Raw genomic sequence first — 18896 nt, 5'->3', positions numbered from 1 at the left:
GTTCTTTGTTAGAAAAGAGAATTTTATATTAATAAAATAAGCGATTGGTGTAGTAAGTGGGTATGGATGCTGGATTAATCATTGATGTTGACGAGAAGAAGCGTCTTGTTGTTGGACTTGATCTTCCAACGGTAAAGGAGGCAGAAAGAATCGTGTCAATTTTGAGTGATACGGTCTCCTTTTATAAAATAGGGTATCATTTATCTTTTTCAGGAGGATTAGAGTTAGCACGTGATTTGATATCAGATGGCAAAAGTGTTTTTTTAGATATGAAGTTATTTGATATAGGAAGTTCTGTCACTGCAGCTATTGAGCATATAGCAAACATGGGAGTTGCCATGTTAACAGTGCATGCATATCCTCAAACTATGCGTTCGGCTGTGAGTGTTGTGCGAGATACAGGTATTTGCTTGCTTGCTGTGACCGTATTGACTTCAATGGATGATTTTGATCTCAGAGAATCGGGTTATGAAAAAGATATCTCTGATATGGTGAGAATGCGTGCAGTTCAAGCACGTGATATAGGAATGGGTGGAATAGTGTGTTCTCCTCAAGAGGTACGGATGGTACGAGAAATAGTAGGTCATAATATGGTTATTGTGACTCCTGGTATTAGGATGCTAGGGAGTGCAACAGATGGTCAGAAAAGATTTGCGACTCCGGAAACAGCGTTGAAATATGGTGCTAGCCATATAGTTGTTTCTCGTCCTATCGTGAGGGCTGCAGATCCAGTATCCGCAGCTCAAGAGTTTCAACGTGCTATTTCTTTAATTTCGTGATATAAAAATTTTCTCTGCCATTTTTCCTTAATTAAGAGGTGGTATCACATCGTTTCCTTTTAAGCCTTAGATATGGTAGAAATGATGTGATGTGTAGATAACCGTTGAATAGCACAAATCATTATGCATTAAATATGCTCAAATTAATAAAGATATTATATGGTATGAATCGGGTTGTCTTTAGAAATGTGAAGAGAAATATTTCTATTTGCAAAGATTAGATTATGATTTATAATCAGCCCACGTGTTTGGTTTGTATACGATGTGATAGAGGGTTTTATTTAGGTCTTGTCTTTGCATCAGGTTATGTGTTACGACCGTTGAATGATGGATGAGATTTAAGATTGTTTCTTGTTTATGTACACAAGATGTTTAATTATTAGAGGGTGAAAATGTCTGATATTCGTAATTACCAGAGAGTGGTAAACTCAGGAAGTGGATTTGGTTCTACAATCGATCAGGGTTTACGGGCGTATATGATTAGGGTTTATAACCTTATGGCTCTAGGGCTTGGCGTCACCGGTATTATGTCATTTTTAGTCAATATTTTGGCAACTACTGTGGATCCAGATGCAGCATCTATCATCATTAACCGTGGTGTTATGTTGACGGGATTTGGTGCTCTTATGTACACTTCTCCTTTGCGTTGGATATTCATATTCGCGCCTTTGGGTGTATTTATTTTTCTGAACGTCCGTTTACATTCTTTAAGTGCTTACGCGGCAAAAATGATGTTTCTATTGTATTCTGCTCTCATAGGATTGTCTCTTTCTAGTTTTTTTCTGGTTTATACTAGCAAGAGCATTGTACAGACGTTTTTTATTACTGCAGCTTCTTTTGGTTCCCTATCTCTTTATGGGTACACAACAAAGAGGGATTTAGGTCCTATTGGATCCTTCATGATCATGGGGGCATTCGGATTATTTTTACTGTCTTTAGTTAATTTATTTATGCGTTCTTCTGCAATTGATTTAACTATGAGTGCTATGGGATTGGTTATTTTTTCTGCCCTTACAGCGTATGATACTCAAAAAATCAAAGAGGCATATTCGGATCGTTATGATGTAGCTTATGCGGAGCGCCAGTCTGTGATAGGAGCTTTGATGCTCTATATGGATTTTATCCAAATTTTCGTGCATCTTCTTAGATTTTTAGGAAGTAGAAGAGATTAAAGTACGTATATATAAGTTATTGAATGATGAAAAGCGACCTGTTGAAGGTCGCTTTTTCGTTATTGAGAGTAAAATAGATATAATCTCACCTAAATATTTATAAGGTTAAATAAGATTTAATGATGTTGTGATTGAATGAGTAGGCGGTGGATTTAGTCTCTTTGTTTTGCCTATTCAATTATAATAATTTTTTTACGTTTTTCTGTGTATTTTACGATAAAGGTATGAATAGATGTCCCGATCCTTAAACAGTTTTAATTGTCGTTCTATACTATCAGTGGGAGGGATTGATTATGTTTATTACAGCTTGCCAAAAGCTGAAGCTAATGGTTTGCAAGGTATATCTCGTCTCCCATGTTCAATGAAGGTTTTGCTTGAGAATTTATTAAGATTTGAAGATGGTTGTACTGTCACTAAGGAACAGATTCATGCATTTGTAAAATGGTTAGACAACAAAGGGACGGTTGAAAGTGAGGTTTCCTATCGTTTTTCGCGTGTTCTTATGCAGGATTTTACGGGTGTCCCTGCTGTGGTTGATTTGGCTGCTATGCGCGATGCGATTGTCGTCTTAGGAGGGGACCCTCAAAATATTAATCCCCTTGTTCCAGTAGATCTTGTGATAGATCACTCTCTGATAGTAGATTACTCGGGAAATAAGGATGCAGTCACTCGTAATAAAGATTTGGAATATCAGCGTAATGAAGAACGTTATCGTTTTTTGAAATGGGGACAAAAATCCTTTAAGAATTTTCGAGTCGTCCCTCCTGGGACAGGTATTTGCCATCAGATCAATCTTGAATATCTTGGTCAATCGGTTTGGACCAAAAATGAAAACGGAGAGAATATAGCTTATCCTGATACTTGCGTCGGTACTGATAGCCATACTACGATGATTAATGCTTTAGGTATTTTGGGTTGGGGTGTAGGCGGTATTGAGGCCGAAGCTGCGATGTTAGGATGTCCTATTTCAATGCTGCTTCCAGAAGTTGTTGGTTTTGAGGTAACAGGTAGCCTGCAAGAAGGGGTTACGGCAACGGATCTTGTATTGACGATTACACAGATGTTGCGCAAAGAAGGGGTAGTATCAAAGTTTGTTGAATTTTTTGGTTCTGGATTTGAAAGTATGGTGCTTGCAGATCGCGCGACTATAGCAAATATGGCGCCGGAATATGGTGCTACATGTGGATTTTTCCCAGTTGATAGAGGAACTATTGATTATTTAAGGTTATCAGGGCGCTCTAACAGTCGTGTTGACCTTGTAGAAGCATATACTAAGGTCCAAGGTATGTGGCGTGAGGACATAGATTACGAGAAGGTTGCATTTACAAAAAAAATGAAGCTGGATCTTGGAAATGTTTCTCCTTCCGTTGCGGGACCTAGACGTCCAGAATCTCGTCTTTCCCTTAGCGAAGTTCCTTCTAGTTTTGTTACTGAGATGAATGAGTATTATAAAAAATCACATACATTAGACGAAAAATATCCTGTTAAAGGATGTGATTTTCATTTAAAGCACGGAGATGTAGCAATTGCTTCTATAACATCTTGTACGAATACCTTCAATCCATCTGTCATGATAGGAGCTGGTTTATTAGCTCGTAATGCGGTTCGAGCAGGTTTAAAATCTAAGCCATGGGTCAAAACCTCGTGTGCTCCAGGATCGCAAGTCTCGTATGAATATCTTGTACAAGCGGGGCTTGTAGAATATCTAGAAGCATTAGGATTTAGCCTTGTCGGTTTTGGATGTACCACATGTATTGGGAATTCTGGAGCGTTAAAAAAAGAAATTTCCGAAGTTATTCATCAAAAAAGCTTAGTAGTGGCGGGTGTATTATCCGGAAATCGTAACTTTGAAGGTCGTATTTCTCCAGATGTAGAAGCAAATTATCTTTTATCTCCTCCTTTAGTAGTCGCTTACGCTCTTGCAGGAAACGTGAGAAAAAATCTCATAAAAGATCCTATAGGAGAAGATCAACAAGGAAGTCCTGTATATCTAAGGGATATCTGGCCAAAGGATAGTGAGATTCAAAGTTTTGTTAATAAGTATGTGACGTGTGATTTATATAAGAAAAAGTACTCTGATGTATTTAAGGGTGATAGTAGTTGGTGGAATATTGAGGTGCCCGAAAGCGAAACTTATATGTGGGACGAAAAATCAACTTATGTGCGTAATCCTCCTTATTTTGAAACGATTAGTAAGCATATTCCAGAAATTGTAGATATTTGTGGAGCTCGTATTTTATGTTTGTTGGGTGATAAGATCACTACGGATCATATTTCTCCTGCTGGATCGATCCCATTGCAATCTGCTGCTGCTAGCTATTTACGTCAAAGAGGTGTTAAAGAAAAAGATTTTAACCAGTTTGGTACTCGACGAGGAAATCATGAAGTTATGATGCGAGGTACCTTTTCTAACATCCGGATTTGTAATTATATGCTGGGGGAAGAAGGAAAAAAAGGGGGGTATACAATTCATTATCCTTCTAAGGAAGAGTTATTTATTTACGATGCTGCTATGAGATATAAGGTAGATCAAGTGCCTTTGGTGGTATTCGCTGGTGTTGAATATGGGAATGGTTCTTCGCGGGATTGGGCTGCTAAGGGTACAAGACTATTAGGTGTACGATCTGTGATTGCAGAATCATTTGAGCGTATACACCGGTCAAATTTGATAGGTATGGGGGTCATTCCATTTGCTTTCGGAAAAGGTATTTCTTGGAAAAATTTGAACATTAAAGGTGATGAAATCATTAATATTAGAAAATTAAAAACGATTTCTCCTCGACAAGAATCTACTTTGGAAATTCATTATTCTGATGGTACATTTAAATGTGTTCCTATCATTTGTTGTATTGATACTCTTGATGAGATTAACCATCTTAAAAATGGTGGTATTTTGCAGGCGGTTCTAAGACAGCTTTCTTGATCAGGATAATTTTTTTTACAGTATCTTCTCGATTATATTTCAGTTATTTGAGGATGATGTACATGTACAGTTGATTTTATGGTGATATGTTTAAAATAATTTATTTTAAGTGAATCAACTATAGACTGGAGAAATAATATATACTCCTTTGGAGTGATAGATTATTGATCTCACATCCTTTGACGCTCAGCATATAGCCTATGTACCATTGGAGTAATTTTACATTGGTATGATCTGTTGGAAAAAGTATCTTAATTGGTATTGGCTTCACTTGATAGAAAAAAAGAACGGTCTTAAGAATCTGACTGGAGAAGTTCATGAACGGATGTAGCTAATTGTTTGAGCGAAAATGGTTTTGATAAAAAACTGAACTTGGCATCTTTAGGTAAATTCTTAGAAAATGCATCTTCTGCATAGCCGGAAATAAAGATAAATTTTAAACTTGGATACGTTTTTCTTAATTCGCGAAGGAGTGTTGGTCCATCCATTTCGGGCATCACTACATCAGAGATAACAATATCAACGCGGCCTTGTAGTTTTTCCATAACCTTTAGAGCATCCGTTCCAGAGAACGCTTCATGTACAGTATAACCACGTGTTTCTAGCATTCTTTTGCTACCACGTCGCACAGAATCTTCATCTTCTACAAGTAAGACTATAGCTGAATTTCCTGTCAGATCTGCGGGTTCTTCTTGTGGTATAATAGCAATATCGTGGGAGTAATGGGATTCTTGAGTATGCTCTTGAACATATCTTGGCAAAAATATACGGAATATAGTGCCTTTCCCTACTTCAGATTCGGGTAATATGTATCCGCCAGATTGTCGTATTATTCCATAAACAACTGAAAGTCCTAGCCCTGTTCCTTCTCCTACTTTTTTAGTAGTAAAGAATGGCTCGAATATTTTTTCCATAATATCAGGAGACATTCCAATCCCCGTATCTTCTACTTCTACTAATACCATATCTTTTGTTGGAAGATCTGAATAATTAAAGGTGTGTATTTCTGTTGATGGAATATTACGAGTGCGCACGGTCAAAGAACCACTTTCTTTGAGCATTATCGCGTGATGAGCGTTAACACACAGGTTTACTAATACCTGTTCGAACTGAGATAAATCGGTTTTGACACCCCACAAGTCACGTTCATAATCTACGGTGAGTTTCACTTGTGGAGGTTCAGAAATTAATTTTTGAATCATCATACGTAAATTACCGATTACCTCGGTAAGGTTGAGTACCGTAAGGCGCATGGTTTGTTTTCTAGAAAAAGCAAGCAATTGCCGTACTAAGATTGCTGCGCGATTAGCATTATGCTTTATCTCCATAAGATCGGCAAAACTAGCATCAGAAGAGCGTGATTGTAATAATAAATGATCAGAAGATAGAAGAATTGCGGTGAGCACATTGTTAAAGTCATGAGCTATTCCCCCAGCAAGCGTGCCAACAGCATTTAATTTTTGAGTCTGTGCCATACGTGCTTCTAGGGCTTTTTGTTCTGTTATTTCAACAGTATACAGAATTGCTTGTTCCTCAGGTGCTTCTGTACTACGGTCAAGTGTGGCGCTGATATAAAAACGAAAGTAGCGATTTTCGTCTTGGGGATGAGGAGAATCAATAGGGGAAATATCACTTTTCTGATCGTTTGCATCATATAGAGCAGCGATAATCTTGCGTTTTTCGTTTTTATGGACAATGGAGAATATATCATTAGAAGTGCCATCGCCTTCCGTACAATTAGGAAAAAGTTTAAGAAAATGTGCGTTGGTACGTAGAATTCTGCCTTTCTTATCGATAGAAGCGATAGCCATAGGTATATTATTAAAAAAACGGTTAAAGCGCATATTTGCGATTGTTCCAGATGGATCGCCGGAATCACAGTTTTTGCGAGAGACGACAACAGTGCGGCTTTCTCCGGGCTTGCCGTCGCATGAAGCCAAGATATGGTGTACAATTTTTACAGGAATTCCATGTCCATTATCTATTCGGCGCAGATCTAAATCTAATGTTGTAATTTTTTGATGGCTGGGTTCTGTGCGAATAGCTTGAATGAGGGCCAGTCCTTCTCCCGCTGTAATATCTCCGATAGATATTGATTTTGATGTAAACGTAGTAAGATCAATGCCAATCCATTCTGCAAGAGTAGCATTAATATACAAAATTTTCCCTTGATGATCGGCTGACATAAAGCCTACAGGAGAATGATCAAGGTAATCAATAGCATTTTGTAATTCTCGAAAGAACTTTTCCTGATCCTTGCGTTCGGAAGTAATATCAGTGATACGCCATGCATATAGCAATTTTTCTTTATGTAATGAAATAGGTAGAACCCGTGCTTTAAGACGATACCAATGAGGTTCAGAATTTTGAGAATAGTTGTTTAAAGATTGCATTAAACGAAACTCTTCACTACCTTCGCTTTTTAAACGCAAGCTGTTGATAAGGCGATAAAGCGCTTCGCTAGCTTCTTGATTGCGCGAGAGAAGACTTTCCAAAGATTTAGTTCTTTTGTTCCAGACAGCATTGGTAAGTGCATTATATGCATTATTTGCATAAATTATATGCCCACGTTCATTTGTAATTAATATCCCCTCTGGTTCACTATCCATAAAAATTGTTTCAAGAGGAATCTTCGGTTTTATTGTCATTTCAATAGAACCAATTGCGAGCAGTAGCAATAATAATATCCCAACGATAGCAAGCATTCCGAACAATCCAAAGGATATGCTATTATCTAGGGAATCCTTAAAAATGATTAATATTATAGCTAAAAGGCAACAAACCACACCTAGAAACACTACAGGGAGGCTTATGATTGAGTAACGTATATAGTTGGTAAAAGGAAATACAGTATCGAATTTTCGTACTTTTCTACTCATACCATCAGCCTAATAATTTTCTTCATTGTATCGCAGAAGTTAATATTTACTATCACTAGAATCAAGGCCGAAAAAGACCTTATTTCTAAAATTATACTTGTAAGCAATACAAATACTTCCTTTTATTTTTTAGGCTCAGGGTAGGATTCCATCATAGATACCGATTCAATCCTGTCTCTATCTTGTATTGAGTATGTAAGGATAATTTATCCTTTATTCAGGAGATATTCAATCAAAAGATATAGAGATAGACACGAAAAACTTCAGATTGTCGTTAGCATTGCTCGATTCATTAATATTATTTGAATCAGATAATGAATTGATTGAGTACTATTACAAATCAGAAAAATATTAGTATGTGTACATAAGATTTAAAATTTTTGATTGAGAAAGAGCAATTATGTGGAATCTTCTGGTTCGAAGACAACTATCGGATCGTTCATTAAATTATTTGATGGGTAGATTATCTTTTGTGGTTTATTCAAGGAGAAAATCTGTTCGCTATTGATTATGAGTAACAAGCCATATACTCTGGTGAATATGGCTTGTTATGCTTACTTGAGATAAAAAGAACGTTGTAGTTCTGTTGCTTTGTCTGGAGAAAGAATTCCTGATATTTTTAATCCGTATTCTTTAAGTGGCTTCCCTGCTATTTTATCGACGGCTTGAACCTTTGTAGTGTACTTAGCTGTGAATGCCACTTCCCCATTTGTTAAAGTTTTAGCTGTAAATTTACTAGCACTGCCACTTTTTGATGCATATTTTGCAAACTCAGGTATTGACTGCATCAAGTGAACCACTGAATCGGCAAAAATAGATTGATTGGCATAACTAGAAATCAGTTGAAGTTGTTTAGGGTTTTTAGCAAATTGATTCATAAGTTTTTGTATCGCTTCCGCTGAATTGTCTCTCGCCAGTTTCTTTCCATTGAAAATAAATGAGGCGCGATTGAGATCAAGTATAAATTGGTTATCGATATTTTTCCCGCATAGACCTTGGAAATCTCTGAATAAAGTTTGATCAGACAATGGAACCATTTTAAATTCACTATGTGCTGTATTGATGTCTCTCCATTGATTGCCTATGAAAGGTATTTTCTTATCAATTGCTTTTGTAGTGTGCGCTAATTTCTCTATAAATGCATTGTTTTTTATTGTATTTGAAAATATTTTACCTCTTTGATATATAGATTCCAATGCAGGATCTGCTTTTGTAAGGGCTTTTGTCCAAATACCCTGAGGAGTACTTTTGGATAATTGGGAGTTTATTTTAGAAATTGATTCTTCGACGACTTCAGTTGTTTTTCCTATTTCTGTGGTGCTATTTGTTGTAATTTTTTGGGAAATTGCTGATTTTTCAGCTGTATTAGTGCTAGAGATTGATGCTTTGGTACCTATAGACTCACTTTTTATGGTTACAGAACTGCCTTCTATTGTACGGATAGATGTAATCCCTTCTTTTGTCAGAGCTGTCAGCTTAGCGGTTTTCTCAGTGGCTTGTGCTATAGTACAGGCTTCTTTAGCAGCGATCATTGTTCCGGCTGTTCCTGCTTTAAGAGCGATACTGCCTCCACGTACTAAATTGATTGCCGCTCTTGCGCCATATCCGACTACTGGTATCAATAGGGCGGCATCGCTGATAGCTCCTACTATACCCCATCCATAATTTCCTTTTTTAAATTCTCGGTAAGTGCCATAAATAGGAATCATGCTCACTGCGACGTCTACTGCGACGTCTTTTACTTTTGTTGAGATATCGATGACTTGTTCAGTGGAAGCTTTGTTTTGTGTCAATTCGCGAACTTGATGATACAGAGGCAATACGTCCATCGTTTTGTCAACAATTGAGATATTTTTGATTAATTTATCAGCGATCTCTTTCCTCTCTATATTATTATTGGGAGGGAAATATTTGTTAATTTCTGAAATATTCATAGTAATAATTTCCTTTAAATAATTAAAATTAAAATTAAAATTAAAATTAAATCTTAATTATATTATATTTATTTTCTATAAAAAGTATAACTAATTTTATAATTATAGTTTATCAATTGTATATATAATATTTACTTTTTATAAACTTAAAATAATACTTATTTTAATTTTAAATGTATGAATAGAAAGGAATGAACTTGTAAATCGTGCATTCCTTATTCTATTTTTAAAGATCTATTTGCATGCATCATCAATTGACATAGGATGAAAAATGAAGTTCTGGGGGGGCGTTTCGAGAAAGAATTCCTTCAGCCTTAATACCATAATTGCGATGTAGAGACCCGTTTAAGTAGGTAACCAGTCCCTCTTCTTTTGCAACAAAACTTATTGTTTTATCTTTTAAGGTATTGAATTGATAAGAGTAACGAGGATTAGATAATTGGTATATGTTCTTATTTGCAAGATTGAGGAGATCCTTTGTGAAAGGCTTACAAAATATATGTTCATGAGCATAACTAGATATAAGTTGTACTTTTTCGAAATCTTTAGGAAATATTTTATTGAGTTCTGCTAGCATATTTTGAGCGCTATCAATATTAATTTTCTTCCCATCTATGATGAATTCGGTAGCACGACTCGCATCTAATAGATTTTTATAGACCTTATTTGTACCGAGCAATTTAAAATCCCGAAAGTAATTGATGCCTATCTTTTGTAGTCTAGGATATTCCTCTAATGGCATCTTTTGAAATATTGCTTGCGATCTGTCGATTGATTGTGCATCCTTGATCGTTGAAGATGCCTTTGTTGCATCGCTTATGTTACCAGTTTGGGTAACTGTTTGGCTGTTTTGTGATGCAGAAATTAATTCTTTAGCACCTACAGATTCGCTTTTTATAGCGGTAGAACCTCCTTCCATTATATGGGTCGCTTCTATTCCCTCTTTTGCTAGAAGAGCGCCTTCTTGAGTAGTTTTTGTCATAACAGTTGCTTCTTGGACAACGGTTGCAATTCCAGTCGTTGCTATTTTAGTAGCAATACTGCTTCCGCGTACTAAACCAAATAGTACTTTTCCAAGGTATGCAGCTGGTATTGCGAGTAAGGCAACGTCGCTTACAATTCCCAATGCGCCCCATCCATAATTTCCTTTTTTAAATTCTTGGATGGTGCCATAAACAGGGATCATGCTTATGCATGCCTCTTTGATGCACGTTAATGTTTTGTGGGAAGGCTGGTTATCGATAGGAGTTACTACTGATCTGCTTTCTAAGTTTGCGGCAGGTTCTTTTTTGTTTATATTATTATTAAGAGCATTTTCTGATTTTTGAGTAAGTATCTGTGGTGAGCTTTTGTTCAATTCTGAAATAATCATAGTAATAATTCCTTTAAATATAAAAATAATAATTAAAATAAATTCTATTTGTATTATAGATATTTTTTTATGTAATTTATAATCTATTTTGTAATTATAGTTTATTAATTGTATCTATATTATTTACTTTTTATAAATATAAATTAAAATTTGTTTTAAATATAAGCTTAAAATATAATTTACCAATAGGAAGGAACTATACTTTTAAAATGAATGTATGATTTTTATCGACGCGTGTATTACTTCATGATTTCAGATAAGAAGTACTGCGGTTTTTTTTGACAACAAGTCTTTCATCCTTAATGATATAGAGGAGATTTTTTGTCTAATGACGATATGACTGTTGACATGGAATTTTTATTTGATTCATAGAATCTTGATTGTTTAATGAAAACATATGGCGCGATGCAAAAGAAGATAGGCGAAATATTTTGACAGTAAGGGATAAATCGTGATCAGTGCTGAAAGTGATACCAGTCAGAATTTTACCATAGTTTTATCTCAATTAACCATAGGGTTATTCTTTGCACACAGGTTGTTGGTCGTTTTTGATTCCAATAAAGAATTCGTTGCTGAACTTGATGGTCTTGTTGTCAACAAAGATGGGAAGTTCAAGCCAATTGGGTATCTTCCGTCTGATAGGTTGAAAGTATTTGAGTTTAAGTATCCTTGTTTATATAAAGAAGATCAAGAACAAGTGGTTTTATGTTCTTCTTCTGAAGAATGTGTGATGAGTAGGTGGAATGCGGCCGTACACACAAAAGAAATTCTTAATGAAAAAAATATGCCCTATCCCTTTTTAGGGATTGGTAAAAACAGTAATTCCGTTGCTAGTACGCTTATCAGATGTATGGGATTAAAGGAGCTAGCGATACCTAACGCCAAGATTGCACCTTATCAGGGTATCATTTTATTGGATGATAGAAAAATAAACGAAATCCAAAATAATTGGATACGTTGCTATTAAAGAGTATGGTCATTATCGTCGTTACGTAGATCGCATCTGTAATGGTTTTGGAAAGTACACAGTCAATAACTCTTTTGATGATTCTTCTCGGTAAAAATTTTTTCTAGGAAAAAGGTGTGGAATGGTCAAATAGCTCGCGTATTCAGTCACGTGTTTTCCTTTTCTTCCTAATCCTCTTATATGTCTTTGCTATGTAACATAGCTTCTTCAGTTTGTTAAAGAAAATCGTCTGAAGAACAATAACATCACTGAGGATTCAGTGCCAGTTTTCTGCCTTTTTTAGCATATCACAGCGATAGCTCTTCTATAGACAACCTATCCATCAATATTGATAAGATGTTTCCATCTTAGAAGAGATAGCATCCTTTTGCCGTACCTCACAACAAAGGATGCTTGCAAGTTCAAAAATCTAATAATGATTACACATTTGAATTTTTAGGATATCCCAACTCATGCAACACAGCAGCATCACGAGCAGATACATCCGGATAGGAGGCATCTAATCCAACATCTTTAGTAACACGCCATGATCGAGCGCATTTTTTCCCTTCTGCTTTGAGGCATTGGACGCTAACGTTCGGAACGTCAGATAGGCGAAATGCGTCAGTAGGACCGTTGCTATGAACGATTGTTATGTCTGAGGTTATGCATATTTCGGCAAGATTTTCTCCTTCTATATTGGATATCAGAGATGAATCTGTGATGTATAGAGTGGGAGCAGTTTCTAGAGATGATCCTATATGTTTTGCTTTTCGTTCTATTTCTAAAGCACTCGTGACTACTTTGCGTAATTGAAGGATTTTTCCCCATTTTTTAGAAAGACAAGCGTTCTGCCACTCCAGCGGTATGATAGGAAAAAGCTCAAGATGCACAGAAACAGCCTCTGGATTCAAGGAAAGCCACGCTTCTTCTGCTGTAAACGGCAATATAGGAGCGATCCAAATTATCAGATGCCGACATAATATTCGTATTACCGCAATGCTAGAAAGACGTTTCAAGCTAGAAGGAGAATCGCAATAAAGAGAATCTTTACGTATATCAAAATAAAAGGAAGAGAGTTCTGCATTAGAAAAATTTGTAAGTTGACGAACGACTTCTTTGAAATTAAAGGCATCATAAGCTTCGCGCACTACTTGATCAAGTTCTGTTAAGCGGTGAAGCATGAGCTGTTCAAGAGCAGGCATGTCAGCAAGAGACGGTTCGTTACCTGTATCATGTGCAAGCATTCCCAGCATCCAACGAATTGTATTGCGTAATTTTCGGTATGTATCAATATTGGTTTGGATAATATTTTTCCCAAGGCGTTGATCATCATGATAGTCAGAATTAACTGCCCAATATCGTAATACATCGGCGCCTGATTCTGAAATTATTTCTTCAGGGAAAACCACGTTGCCTTTTGATTTTGACATTTTTTCGCCATTTTCGTCGACAGAGAACCCATGAGTGATGAGTGATGTAAAAGGAGTGGATCCACGCGTTGCACAACTTTCTAACAGTGAGTGTTGAAACCAGCCACGATGCTGATCCGATCCTTCTAAATATACATCTGCTGGCCACGCTAATTTCGGGTCTTTCCCAAGAAGGATGGTATGTGTACAAGCAGAATCAAACCATACATCTAAGATGTCTTTTGACTGTATCCAAGGTTCCGAGGCTCTGTCTCCAAGAAAGAAATCACGCGATCCTTCGCTAAACCATGCATCTGATCCTTGATCTTTAAAAGTTTTGATAATACGATCGTTGATTGCTTTATCTAGAAGAATTTCTCCTTTCTCATTGTAAAAAAAACAAATTGGAACTCCCCAATTTCTCTGACGTGATAGGAGCCAGTCAGGGCGATTCTCAATCATAGAGCGCAGGCGATTCTTCCCTGAAGATGGGAAAAATCGTATTTTTTCTACTTCTGAAAGTGCACGAGAACGGAGGGTAGATCCATCTCCCAGCTTTTTATCCATGTGTAAGAACCATTGGGATGTAGTTCTGAATATTATGGGTTTTTTGGACCTCCAAGAATGAGGGTATGAATGCTTTACAATGCTTCGATTTAGGATTGCGCAAGCATTTATCAAGGCTGCAATCACTACTTCATTCGCATTTCCTTTCTCTCCTGCATCATCTAAGACACGTGCTCCACTGAATCCAGGAGCTTCCGTTGTATAGAATCCCCTTCCATCGACAGGCGAGGGAACTTTTATATCAACTGAGCGATTGAGAAGTATATCCTTTGCCTCATTCCAAGCGGTAAAATCTTCAACTCCATGGCTAGGAGCTACGTGCACGAATCCTGTTCCGCAGTCATTTGCAACGTATTCAGCATCAATTAAAGGGACGGAAAACGTATAGCCAAGCTTTTTTAAGGGATGTGAACACATCGTCTTAGATAGATCCTCAGCCTTTACATCGCAAACTAATGCGATCTTTACATTGGTTTGATTTGCTATGCTTTGTGCGAGATTTTTAGAAATTATCAGTTTCTTGCCTGTGTCAAATGTATGTTGCCCACTGCAAGAGATTACATCATAGAGTCCGTACTGATGGTTTGACGAAAATGCAATAGCTCGATTCCCAGGAATCGTCCATGGTGTTGTTGTCCATATTACAATTTGTGATTTTATCAAATAATCAGCAGAGGATTTTACGGGGAAGCCCACCAAGATAGAATCGCTATCCACATCGTGATACTCGATTTCTGCTTCTGCTAAGGTAGTTTGTTCCGCAATTGACCACATAATAGGCTTGATGCCACGATATATTTGATCAGATTCAGCAATCTTTAAAAGTTCAGATGCTATTTGCGCTTCTGATTCTCTTGTCATTGTAGTATAAGGATTTTCGAAATCTCCTACGATACCTAATCTTTGAAATTCCTTTGATTGAATTTTAACCCATGCACTGGCAGAATCACGACATGCTTGGCGAAATTCATTCACAGGGATGTCATCTTTTTTTTTCCCCTTTGCGAGATATTCATTTTCTACTTTCCATTCAATGGGAAGTCCATGACAATCCCATCCAGGGACAAAACAAGCATTAAAATTTCTCATTTGAAATGAGCGAACTATTACATCTTTTAATATCTTGTTCAACGCGTGCCCTATGTGGATATGTCCGTTGGCATAAGGAGGGCCATCGTGTAACGTAAAATTTTTACGACCAACTGCACTCTCGCGGATTTTATCAAATAGGCGAATTTTTTGCCAATATGTGATTAATTCTGATTCCTTTTGCGGTAATTTTGCGCGCATGGGAAAATCGGTTCTAGGCAGATACAGCGTACCAGAATAATTAGCTTTCGATTCGGAATTCATTACTTTTATCTCTTTTAATTGAGGATTATTTAATCACGATATACAAAATAATTGGAAGATTAAATGTACGGTAGTTCACAGGCGAATAATCCAAAGCTTGACTCCATAGTAAATGCAAAAGTCCCAAGGTTTTCAAATTGCTCGGTACCGAAAATTTTCCGTATACTTTAGCCTAAACGCAATCACTGGCTCGCCCATAATATTCTAGCAATCCACTCTATATCAGACATTTCAACGGTATCGACAGGATAACAACAGTTCAAAGACATGAGGTCTATGGATCTTCCTCTTCTGCTTATCAACACCTTAGCAACTATATCGCCTGTACGAGGTTTGATCAGTAGTCTATCACCACAATTGACTTGTATAGCAGAATTTAAAATCAGTATATCTCCTTTTCTATACAAAGGCAACATGCTTGTGTCTTGTGTCTTGTGTCTTGTGTCTTGTGTCTTGTGTCTGAATCGCATATATTCCATTGTGTGGAGATCGAATTTCGGGGACTCCTACAGTATTCCATTTGTTTCCAGTAGGAAATACTCCGCTATCAAAAAAACCACCCGACCCACTTGGTGGAAAATATAGAAGGGGGATTTCCTTTTCTTTTTTTTCAGTAGTTCTGCCATCGGAAAATGGTAGATCAAGCAATTGGCAGATTGTTTCATTTGTAGCGGCTAGTATTTTAAAAATCGATTCCGTTGAAGGCCATCGGTTTCGTCCTTCAATACCGAATCTCTTGGATTTATTGAAGGAAGTCGGGTCTAATCCTGCTTTTCGAGCGAGACCTGAAGGAGTGAGATTATGTCGCTCTGCCATCCGATCTATTGCTTCCCATATCTTTTTATGTGAAAATGAGGTCATGATTTTCAGGATCCTGTTTTTCTTTTTATATTGCTGCAGACATAAAAATCGATTTCACTGAACCAATTATTCACACAGAACAGTCCGGTCATTATAAAGTTTCTTGTTCATGATGATGAAACGCGTCGGGATTCATAAGCAGTGTGTTTTTATGCTACACAACCAAAGACTGTAATTGCATTTGATGAAAAAAAAAGATTCTGTATTGTATCTTCGGAGAAAGAGCAAAGTTCAAAGGGTAGAAACGTACAAGCATTATATTCAACAATCCTAGATATAGTAATTGAAAAAACCGAATTGGCAATCTTCTCATCTTAACAGAGAGACCATATTTTTGTAACAAACGCAAAAATTTTTTCTTAATGTGTTTACGTATTAATCTTTCTATTGATGAATATCAATGTGATTTCTAGAGAATATTTTCGCTCAAATAGCATTGTCAACACTCATGCCTTTAATATGTTGAGCATATCGTAATGCTGTTACAAGAGATGTATTCCTCATGGTACCTGAATATTCCATATTTCCGTTCCAAGAGGATAATTGATAAAAATAATATTTGATCAATAGAAAATTCATAAGTGGTTGAATAGCGATAAAGATGTTGAAAGAATTTTTGCTGTTTTTAAGAAAATATTTTTTGAAAAAAGTATTGGTAAAAACCTCAATGGTGCAATACTAAATGTATGTTGTATCGTTGACGTCTGTTCGTAAATTTTTTCGATAGTCGGAAGATGATAAGAGGTGAATATGTTTTCTGTTATTTATTGTAGCATGGAGGCTTTTACATGCTTCGTAGTTTTTTGATATGTTTTTGCTTTGGAGCTATGATTTTTTGTTCAAATGTGTCTTTTGCTGGTTTTCGGGTTTGTAATGGCACTAAAAATTTAATCGGTGTTGCTGTAGGGTATCCTGCTGTAAAAGGTGGATGGATGACGGAAGGATGGTGGCAGATTCCTGGGAATACTTGTGAAACTGTTGTAAAAGGTGCTTTGCATTCACGGTACTATTATTTGTATGCCGAGGGAGTTTCACATAGTGAGCACTGGGCTGGAAATGTGCAAATGTGTGTAGGGCAAGATGAATTTAATATCGTGGATATAAAGAATTGTTATACGCGTGGTTATTTGAGAGTTGGTTTTACTGAATACGATACAGGGCAACATGAGAATTGGACAGTACAACTCACTGAGCCTGCACAAGATAGGAGATAAGGATGGTGAACCTTCGTAGGATTAAAATTATTTCCACATTGGGTCCTTCTTCTTTTTCAGAAGATGTTATCAATCGTTTGCATGAAGAAGGAACGGATGTATTTCGTATCAATATGAGTCACACTAGTCATGACAAAATGTGTGAGCTTATAAAAAAAATACGAGCGGTAGAGTTAAGATCTAGACGTCCTATTGGCATTTTAATAGATTTACAAGGCCCTAAATTTCGTGTTGGTAAATTTGCAAATTCTAAAGTCGATCTAACAGAAGGACAAATTTTTACTTTGGACAACAAAGATTCTCTTGGCAGTTCAGATCGTGTTATGCTTCCGCATCCAGAGATTTTTGCATCCATCAAGATAGGGGATCGATTGCTGATTGATGATGGCAGGGTAAAGCTATGTGTGCAGGAGAAAGGTATAGGTTTTATAAAATGTAAAGTGATTGCTGGCATCTCTATTGCCGATCGTAAGGGCATTTCATTTCCAGATACTTTTTTAACAACTCAGGCATTGACTCAAAAAGATCGAGAGGATCTTCATGCTGCATTACAAACTTGTGAAGTAGATTGGGTAGCGCTTTCTTTTATTCAATCTGCTGATGATTTATTAGAGATTCGTAAAATTATTTCTCAAAATAAAATAGGGTTGATGTCAAAGATAGAAAAACCTCGTGCTATTGAGTATGCTTCGGAAATAATTCAATTGTCAGATGCAGTGATGGTGGCACGCGGAGATCTTGGGGTAGAAATGGCGCTTGAATTGATTCCGGGCATTCAGAAGAAATTGATTCGGATAGCACGTCAATTAGGTAAACCGGTTGTCATAGCAACTCAGATGCTTGAATCAATGGTCACATCTCCTTTCCCGACGCGTGCCGAGGTTTCTGATGTAGCTACTGCTGTGTTTGAAGAAGCTGATGCCATTATGTTGTCCGCAGAAACCGCTTCAGGGTCTTATCCTGTTGATGCTGTAAGGACGATGTCATTAGTTGCATCTTCTGCGGAAAGAGATTCAAGTTGGTTGGAAATGAGGTCTCTTCGTAGAATAGAGCCTAATGAAACAGGTGCGGATGTTATCTCCTCAGCCGCACGTCAAATAGCAGAAACATTACGTTTATCGGCTATTTTTTGCTATACTGCTTCTGGAGCAACAGGGTTACGAGCTGCACGTGAGCGTCCAAAACTAGAGATAATAGCATTGTCTCCAATGATTCAAACGGCACGTAGATTGGCTCTTGTGTGGGGGATTCATTGTGTAGTGACGGAAGATGCATCTGATTCTGATGACATGGTTAATCGTGCTTGTCGTATCGTCGTAGAACAAGGATTCGGGAAACCAGGGGATCGTATAATAATTTCTGCGGGATTACCCTTAGGAACGCCTGGTTCAACCAATATGTTGCGCATTGCTTATATAGGGGCTGATGGACTAAGTGGTATGTAAAAAGTTATTTATAGTATTCTAAGCAGGGATTAATAACAA

Annotated in this window: 10 protein-coding genes and 1 pseudogene; 6 read left to right on the top strand and 5 right to left on the bottom strand. The window is 37.0% G+C overall.

Annotated elements, in window-relative coordinates; genetic code table 11:
* Positions 1-62 precede the first annotated feature (62 nt).
* From pyrF to acnA, 3 genes are all read left to right on the top strand, one after another.
* Positions 63-779 (top strand): orotidine-5'-phosphate decarboxylase, encoded by a 717-nt coding sequence (pyrF, locus tag CD16_RS01630; RefSeq protein ID WP_012778672.1) that lies wholly within the window; start codon positions 63-65, stop codon positions 777-779.
* 392 nt (positions 780-1171) lie between these two features.
* Positions 1172-1951 (top strand): Bax inhibitor-1/YccA family protein, encoded by a 780-nt coding sequence (locus tag CD16_RS01625; RefSeq protein ID WP_012778671.1) that lies wholly within the window; start codon positions 1172-1174, stop codon positions 1949-1951.
* Between the two features lie 232 nt (positions 1952-2183).
* Positions 2184-4874 (top strand): aconitate hydratase AcnA, encoded by a 2691-nt coding sequence (gene acnA, locus CD16_RS01620; RefSeq protein ID WP_012778670.1) that lies wholly within the window; start codon positions 2184-2186, stop codon positions 4872-4874.
* 293 nt (positions 4875-5167) lie between these two features.
* Here acnA and cckA read toward each other — a convergent pair whose 3' ends face one another.
* From cckA to CD16_RS01605, 3 genes are all read right to left on the bottom strand, one after another.
* A complete protein-coding gene (gene cckA / locus CD16_RS01615; RefSeq protein WP_015452361.1) occupies positions 5168-7753 on the bottom strand; it encodes a cell cycle histidine kinase CckA in 2586 nt (861 codons plus the stop codon).
* Between the two features lie 554 nt (positions 7754-8307).
* Positions 8308-9687 carry a hypothetical protein gene (locus CD16_RS01610; protein WP_012778668.1) on the bottom strand — a complete coding sequence of 460 codons (1380 nt, stop codon included), beginning with the start codon at positions 9685-9687 and terminating at the stop codon, positions 8308-8310.
* Between the two features lie 250 nt (positions 9688-9937).
* The gene (locus CD16_RS01605; RefSeq protein ID WP_238556181.1) at positions 9938-11059 is read right to left on the bottom strand and encodes a hypothetical protein; all 1122 of its coding nucleotides are present in this window, start codon (positions 11057-11059) and stop codon (positions 9938-9940) included.
* Positions 11060-11510: 451 nt separating this feature from the next.
* On the opposite strand from CD16_RS01605, the gene CD16_RS01600 reads away from it, so the two are divergent.
* On the top strand, positions 11511-12026 hold the full coding sequence (locus CD16_RS01600) for a hypothetical protein (RefSeq protein WP_012778665.1): 516 nt from the start codon (positions 11511-11513) through the stop codon (positions 12024-12026).
* Positions 12027-12445: 419 nt separating this feature from the next.
* Here CD16_RS01600 and ileS read toward each other — a convergent pair whose 3' ends face one another.
* Together ileS and CD16_RS01590 are read right to left on the bottom strand one after the other, a co-directional pair.
* Positions 12446-15337, bottom strand: coding sequence for an isoleucine--tRNA ligase (gene ileS / locus CD16_RS01595; RefSeq protein WP_012778664.1), 2892 nt, complete (start codon positions 15335-15337; stop codon positions 12446-12448).
* A gap of 182 nt (positions 15338-15519) precedes the next feature.
* Positions 15520-16198, bottom strand: a pseudogene (locus tag CD16_RS01590) (S24 family peptidase).
* A gap of 788 nt (positions 16199-16986) precedes the next feature.
* Here CD16_RS01590 and CD16_RS01585 point away from each other — a divergent pair.
* Together CD16_RS01585 and pyk are read left to right on the top strand one after the other, a co-directional pair.
* The gene (locus CD16_RS01585) at positions 16987-17412 is read left to right on the top strand and encodes a DUF1036 domain-containing protein (RefSeq protein WP_012778662.1); all 426 of its coding nucleotides are present in this window, start codon (positions 16987-16989) and stop codon (positions 17410-17412) included.
* Between the two features lie 2 nt (positions 17413-17414).
* Positions 17415-18857, top strand: a complete 1443-nt coding sequence (gene pyk / locus CD16_RS01580) for a pyruvate kinase (RefSeq protein ID WP_012778661.1) — start codon at positions 17415-17417, stop codon at positions 18855-18857.
* Positions 18858-18896: the final 39 nt, after the last annotated feature.

The sequence above is a fragment of the Candidatus Liberibacter asiaticus genome, assembly GCF_000590865.3.
In the GTDB taxonomy this organism is placed as follows: domain Bacteria; phylum Pseudomonadota; class Alphaproteobacteria; order Rhizobiales; family Rhizobiaceae; genus Liberibacter; species Liberibacter asiaticus.
The sequence above is the reverse complement of the archived record's forward strand: the minus strand, read 5'-3'. Positions and strand labels throughout refer to the sequence as shown.